The sequence below is a fragment of the Pelatocladus sp. BLCC-F211 genome (assembly GCF_041928655.1).
Lineage (GTDB): Bacteria > Cyanobacteriota > Cyanobacteriia > Cyanobacteriales > Nostocaceae > Pelatocladus.
Genome location: NZ_JBHFLM010000118.1, coordinates 26039 through 33353, shown reverse-complemented (window position 1 = coordinate 33353; position 7315 = coordinate 26039). Strand labels below are relative to the sequence as shown.

General features: G+C 39.5%; 4 protein-coding genes. 3 read left to right on the top strand and 1 reads right to left on the bottom strand.

The window, feature by feature from the left end; genetic code table 11:
- Positions 1 to 154: 154 nt before the first annotated feature.
- Positions 155 to 2551, bottom strand: a complete 2397-nt coding sequence (locus tag ACE1AT_RS14535; RefSeq protein ID WP_374869448.1) for a PhoX family phosphatase — start codon at positions 2549 to 2551, stop codon at positions 155 to 157.
- An 825-nt stretch (positions 2552 to 3376) separates the two neighbouring features.
- Here ACE1AT_RS14535 and fni point away from each other — a divergent pair.
- The 3 genes from fni to ACE1AT_RS14520 all read left to right on the top strand — a co-directional run bounded on the left by fni (position 3377) and on the right by ACE1AT_RS14520 (position 6718).
- Positions 3377 to 4426 (top strand): type 2 isopentenyl-diphosphate Delta-isomerase, encoded by a 1050-nt coding sequence (gene fni / locus ACE1AT_RS14530; protein ID WP_374869456.1) that lies wholly within the window; start codon positions 3377 to 3379, stop codon positions 4424 to 4426.
- Positions 4427 to 4612: 186 nt separating this feature from the next.
- Positions 4613 to 6445: a signal peptide peptidase SppA gene (gene sppA / locus ACE1AT_RS14525; protein ID WP_374869454.1), complete on the top strand. Its 1833-nt coding sequence runs from the start codon at positions 4613 to 4615 to the stop codon at positions 6443 to 6445.
- 24 nt (positions 6446 to 6469) lie between these two features.
- Positions 6470 to 6718: a TIGR02450 family Trp-rich protein gene (locus tag ACE1AT_RS14520; RefSeq protein WP_374869446.1), complete on the top strand. Its 249-nt coding sequence runs from the start codon at positions 6470 to 6472 to the stop codon at positions 6716 to 6718.
- Positions 6719 to 7315 lie beyond the last annotated feature (597 nt).

Sequence of the window (7315 nt, the reverse complement as noted above, 5' to 3'; positions counted from 1 at the left end):
ATAGGATTCCTATTTGATTTTTGAACAAAACTCAGTACACATCTAGCTTCCTTTTTTTTCTTTCTTTCCCTATTGCCTATTGCCTATTGCCTATTGCCTGCCTCCACGAGTAAATTCATTAATCAAATCAGATTGCTATATATTCACTTAACTGTTAAATAAATCTGCCTTTACCATCTTTGCGGTAAATACCAATTACAGATGGAATGGGAAATCCTTTAGGATCATTCTTACCTCCATCTTCTGTGGAAATATTGCTAGGCCAGCTGCTACCACGGGGTACTGTACGAGTCTGATTGAATGTCTTTCCATCCAAATCAAGCATCTCAATGGTACGGTTCAATATTGTGCCATCATTAACTGGGCAATTTTCACCAGGATGCTGTACTGAAATAACTAACGTATCTCCCACAAAAGTTGGGCCTGTCATTTCACAACGTACTGGGCCTTGAGCAAAAGGTATTACTGTTCCTGCGTTTGGACCAACGGTAGGGATAAAGAAAAGCCAGTTATTACCAAAAACACCTGTAAAACTGGAAACATTTCCACTAGCTGTATGATTGATAGTGTTTGGAGTACCAGTAGCACCTATACTGAAACCATTATGGGTATCGGTGGACATATCTGTCACACCCCAAACATTACCTCGAAAGTCAAACACTAGGTTATCTACATTCGCAAAACCAGCCCCAGTTTCAGAACCAGCTTCTCCACCTTGCTTAAATTTCTCCCACCGGAAGGTAAGACCTGTAGCGTCGGTGCTATCTTCAATAATTTTGTAAAGTCCTCCTGATTGCTGGGTTGCATTTGGATCTGTGCTTAACTTAGCAACTTGGAAAATGCGCGAATCAGGATAACCATCACTTCCAGGCGCACCATCGGTATAAGCAATAAATACTTCTTTGGTGAGTGGATGAACTTCTAAATCTTCTGGACGTGCTGTCGGAGTTCCACCAGCCAGGTTTGCTGCGAGGAAAGCATCACAGAGAATCGCACCTTGGTTTTTGTAGAAGTCAGATAACTTTTTACCTTGATAATCAGGTAGTGCTGTTGCTTCGTTGGTGCGATCGCAGTTAAATGCACCACCGTCGGTAGTTTGTCCAGCAATACCATTGCGTCTTGGTAATTTGATCAGACCATTTCTTTGTGCTGAACCTAAAGCAGCAAATTCTTTTTCAGAAAGAACGCTGGGTGCTATGGGATCACTGGAAGTATCTATCAGCAAAGGTATCCATCTACCTGTACCATCTGGATTGTAACGGGCAACATACAAAATGCCACTTTCCCACAATTTACTGTTGTTTTTATCAGTGGGGTCAGAAACGGTATCTGTGCTGACAAACTTCCAAGTGTGTCCCCCGCGTCTGTCATCACCCATGTAACCAATTAATTTTTTACCCGCTTCGGCACGCATGGCAATATTTTCGTGGCGGAAACGACCTAACCAAGAGTGTTTGCGGGGACGGAAATTTGCATCGGCGGGATCAATTTCTACCATCCAGCCGTATTTTTCCCCTACTAAACCAAAAGTCTTGCCAACTGTAGCATCGGTGTAACTTGGTTGAGTACCATCAGGTTTGACTGATTCAGTTACACCGACAAAAAATTCTGCGCTTCCTTGGAAGTTTTCTTCAGCAGTTAATACAGTTCCCCAAGGAGTTGTACCACCAGAACAGTTGTAAGCAGTACCGATAATTTTGTTACCTAGTCCATCGGCGCTAATGGTAAAAACTTCAGTTGCAGCTGGACCAGTACCAATTAAATAATTTTGATCACCTTGTTGATGAGGACGACTTCCCCAAGCAGTAACGTTTTTATATTCATCACTGCGTTGGCTGTTGATTCCCAATCCCGAAAGACCATGAATGCGGCGATTATTGGAATCTTTGACAACTTGGAATTTATCGCTACGATTAGAACGATTACGGCGAGAGATACGGATAATAGATGTACCTACGTTATATAAAAATTCTCCGTCTGTTTCTATGTTTCGTTCGCCGGGTAATGACCACCCAATCACTGAAGCAAAAGCAGTGGGAAATCCTTTTCCTTTGATGTCAGATGGAGTTTCTGGTGCGAATTCAGCAATCGGGTAACTTACGTATTCATGATTTATGAATAAGTAACCATCATTCTTATTGATGCTAGGGTCAGGATTCAAATCTCTATCAATCGAGATAAAACTGGTGTGGTCGCAGTTGTAACCGACATAATCATAGTCGTTGGGAAATACGCGATCGCCCCAACGAACTATGACATAGCGATCGTACTCTGGTGGAACTACTACATCATCGATCACTGTGTAGCTATTTAATTTTGCATCTCCAGAAGCCTTACGTACTTCTCCTTTTTCAATTCCTGTTGGTAAATAACTATTTAGCTCTTGATAAATTGGTAAAGGATGGGGTAAGCGTACAGGTGTAAATCTCAATGGTGCAATTTTTGCTTCGGCAATATTGGAAACGCTATCTATAATTTTGTCTCCTAATACAGCAGCACCAGCACTACCAGCAAAAAATACTAAAATTTGTCTGCGACTTAACTTAGACATTAAATTTCCTCTCTTGCAGTGTTATTTACATCAAGTTTTAGTGAAAAAACAGGGTGATATTAGTAGAGACTCGCTCTAAAGATTGAAATTAAAAACATCTGTACATACGATGATTTATCACCTCATTGCCACCAAGGGAAAATCAGTCGAATCCTTTCAAAATTAAGCTATGAAATCAAGAATCTATTGATTAATTTATTCTTACCAAAAAAGCATAGCGAGTTATTATTTTGACAATAATAACTTGATAGGTGTATCAATATTTTTTTGGTAAAATACAGAGAAAACCTATATTTGTTGTTTACACACGTAAATCCAGATGAAAAAAGTTAACAATATAAATCTAAATAACAAAAGTTAAAAACAGATTATATTTAGGTTAATTGAATTGAATCAATTACATTAAAAAGAAGTTATTTTTAGGTTAAATAAAATCAAAATATGATTGTTATTATTATTCAATGACACAAGCAATTATTTTTTAATTTCAAAAATAAAATAAATAGAGGTTTTCCAGATAAAAGTGTAGGACTAACGCAAGTATCACACTTAACCTATCTTTAGGGTGCGCTTTGCTCAAGTTTGAAATTCTGCTCTTGTCCACTCAAAGCGGTGATGACAATACATTTTGCTAGAAAAGCCAATTATTCGAGATCATAGCAGGCACACATCTATAAAAAGCAACAGCTAAAATTTATACAGCTTGTTCATGTAATTAACTTCCTGAATATGAGCGATCGCATAGTTAAGAATCCCCGTCTATGCGCTAGCGGTGAGTGTAAAAATAGAAATAACAATATCCTCATCCTAGAAAAACACCTACCCGTGAACACGCCCATTAGCCCATCAGTCGCTACCCAAATTCGCAAAGCTGACCACATTCGCATTTGTCTAGAAGAAGATGTGCAATTCCAACAAACCACCAATGGACTAGAAAAATATCGTTTTAGCCATTGTTGTTTACCGGAACTCGATCGCAATAAAATTGATCTCAGTACTAATTTTCTAGAGAAGCAATTAGGCGCACCCTTGTTAATTTCCTCAATGACTGGAGGAACCCCAGAAGCAGGAATGATTAACCGTCGGCTAGCAGAAGTTGCTCAACACTATAAATTTGCTATGGGTGTCGGTTCTCAACGCATAGCTGTCGAAAAACCTTCTGTGGCTGAAACCTTCGCCGTCCGCAAATATGCGCCCGATGTTCTCCTGTTTGCCAATTTGGGTGCTGTTCAACTCAACTATGATTACGGTTTAGAAGAATGTGTGCGAGTTATTGATATCCTAGAAGCTGATGCCCTAATTTTGCACCTCAATCCACTACAAGAGTGTATTCAACCCAAAGGTGATACAAATTTCAGAGGTTTGCTTGACAAAATAGCTACTTTATGCAATAAAATACCAGTTCCTGTAATTGCCAAAGAAGTAGGCAACGGTATTTCAGCAACAATGGCTGAGAAACTGATCGCAGCAGGAATAAAGGCAATTGATGTGGCTGGTGCAGGTGGCACTTCTTGGGCAAAAGTGGAAAGTGAACGAGCAGAAAATCCCTTACAACGCCGTTTAGGTCGAACCTTTGCAGATTGGGGTTTACCAACGGGGGAGTGCATCACCAGCATTCGTACTGTTGCACCAACGATACCTCTAATTGCCTCCGGTGGATTGCGTCATGGACTAGACGTAGCAAAAGCTTTAGCCTTGGGAGCAGATATAGCTGGTTTAGCCATGCCATTTTTGCAAGCGGCTGCTTCCTCAGAAGCTGCTGTTTACGACTTGGGTGAAGTATTAATTGCTGAAATCACTACAGTGCTATTCTGTACTGGCAACGCTACTATTAGGCAATTACAATCTTCAGGGAGTTTAGAACAAATAAAATAAGTATAAAGTCGTTAGTTGGTTGTTGGTGGTTGTTAGTTGTTAGTAATTTTTGACCAATGACCAATGACCAATGACCAATGACCAATGACCAATGACCAATGACCAATGACCAATGACCAATGACCAATGACCAATGACCAATGACCAATGACCAATGACCAATGACCAATGACCAATAAAAACAATATGCGGAATTTTATTAAACAAACTTTTGCTAGCTTAGTTGGAAGTATCCTGGGATTATTTATTTTTTTCGGTTTAGGAACTACAGGACTGTTGTTGCTGTTGTTTGCAGCCTCTAGAGATATGGGGCCAGTAGTTAAAGATAAGTCAGTGGTAGTGTTTGACTTGTCAACGAAAATTACTGATGGAGAGCCAAGTTCTAGTGAATTGCTGCAAAAAGTCATCTCCGGTGAAGAGCAACAGCAGATGAGCCTCCGCACTGTTCTGGATAGTATCGAAAAAGCACGGCGTGATCGGCGTGTTGTTGGTATTTATTTAGATGCGACTCGTCTTTCTGAAAGTGAAAACACAGCAGGCTTTGCTACTTTTAAAGAAATTCGCCAAGCCTTAGAAAAGTTTCGTGCTGCTGGTAAAAAGGTAGTAGCCTATGGTATGGACTGGGGAGAACGGGAATATTACCTAAGTTCAGTAGCCGATACAATTGTGCTTAACCCATTGGGAGCCATGGAAATCAATGGCTTGAGTTCCCAACCGATGTTTTTGACAGGCGCATTACAAAAATATGGTATTGGGGTGCAAGTTGTGCGAGTAGGAAAGTTTAAGGGAGCAGTTGAACCCTTTGTACTTACCAAGCTAAGTCCAGAAAATCGCCAACAAACTCAGAAATTATTAGATGATGTCTGGACAGAGTGGCGTAATGCAGTGGGATATAGTCGTAAAATTACTCCTGGAAAATTGCAGGCGATCGCAGATAACCAAGCCTTTTTACAAGCAGATCAAGCTAAAAATAATGGTTTGGTAGATAAACTTGGGTATTTTGATGAAGTGGTTAGCGATCTCAAAAAGTTGACAGATAGCGACAAGGATGACAAAACCTTCCGGCAAATTTCCCTAAGTGAATACGCGCAAGTCCCCGGTAAATCTTTAGGAACGGAACGCAATTCTCAAAACAAAATTGCTGTAGTTTATGCTGAGGGAGAAATTATTGATGGTCAAGGTGGCGATGGGGAAATAGGCGGCGATAGTTTTGCCAGAATTTTCCGCAAATTACGACAAGATGAGGATATCAAAGCGATCGTCTTAAGGATTAACAGTCCTGGTGGTAGCGCGACAGCAGCAGAAGTAATGCAACGGGAAGTACGCTTAACTCGCGATCAAAAACCAGTTGTTGTATCGATGGGTGATGTTGCTGCTTCTGGTGGTTATTGGATTGCTAGCGACTCTAACCGTATTTTTGCTGAACCCAATACAATTACAGGTTCAATAGGTGTGTTTGGGCTGCTGTTTAATGCCCAAAAATTAGCCAATGACAACGGTATCACTTGGGACACAGTTAAAACCGGACGTTATGCCGATAGTCAAACTCTTTCTCGTCCCAAAACATCTGAAGAATTGGCAATTTACCAACGTAGTGTCAACAAAATTTACAATATATTTCTCGGTAAAGTTGCCCAAGGTCGGAAAATCCCCCAAACAAGGGTAGCAGAAATTGCTCAAGGTCGGGTTTGGTCAGGTACAGAAGCCAAAAATATTGGTTTAGTGGATGAAATTGGTGGTTTGGATGCTGCTATTGCCTACGCTGTTGGACAAGCAAAACTCGGAAATGACTGGGAATTACAAGAATATCCTAAATATGGGAGTTTGGGAGAACGCATATTAGGAAAAGTTCCAGAACAAACACAGGTTTCTGTGAACTTGGATCAGCAAAAATTCCAATTACCAGATCCGCTAGCAAGTGAATTACAAAAACTCAAAGCTGAACTTGCGACTTTGCAAAAGATGAATGATCCGCAGGGAGTGTATGCTCGTTTGCCTTTTAATTTGAAAATAGAATGACCAATGACCAATGACTAATGACCAATGACCAAAAAACAAAAGTTTCCTTACTTAGTTGGTTCTAAGTGGACTGCACAAAAAAAAGTAGATGGTTGGCGACACTTCCAAGTTGTCAACCGTAAAAATCAGGGTAAGTGGGTATATGCCGAAATGGTTTCTTCTTGTGACCCTAATGTCCGCTTTTGGATGAATGCCAAGCTACTGGAAGATCGTTCCCAATGGCATCCTGGTTGGCAATCATTGCAAGAAATTGAGGCTTTAGAGATTGGATAGGGTGAAAAATTGATGTCGATTGTTTAAATGTAATAATTTTTTATATTTTCTGAGTAATGACTCAAAATTAGCGATCGCTAATCTTGGCAGTTAGTTTGCAACTGCCTATTTTTTTGCTAAAAATCACTTTTAAATGCCAACTGAGACTGTAGAATCACACTTCACTCAAATTTTGACAACAGAAATTATTGGCTAGTTTTAAGCTGATATAGCAAGTCTATCCTTGTGGCAAAGGATAGGGCTTCTTACTTTATGTTTTTAGTTGCACTTGGTTAGCATAGAGTATTAATACTCTTTTACCATAAGTTCTGTTTGATGAAAAGCATATAAATCAAGGAAATAATTTTTTGTTTATTGTAACTATTTTATAATTATGTGTATTTTAAAAATATTATTTATTGATTTTTTTAGGTATTTATAAACATTTAATGAAAAAATATCCCTCAAACAAATATTTTGAACTAAAAGCTTATTTTTACGTCATAATTCATTTTTAAGCCCCCTTTATTTTCAGTTTTTTTTGGACAATAATGACACTCGAAGACTTCACACATCGCTGTTGCACGCGGTGCTGCAAGTGTTTGAGCCAGTTGTTTT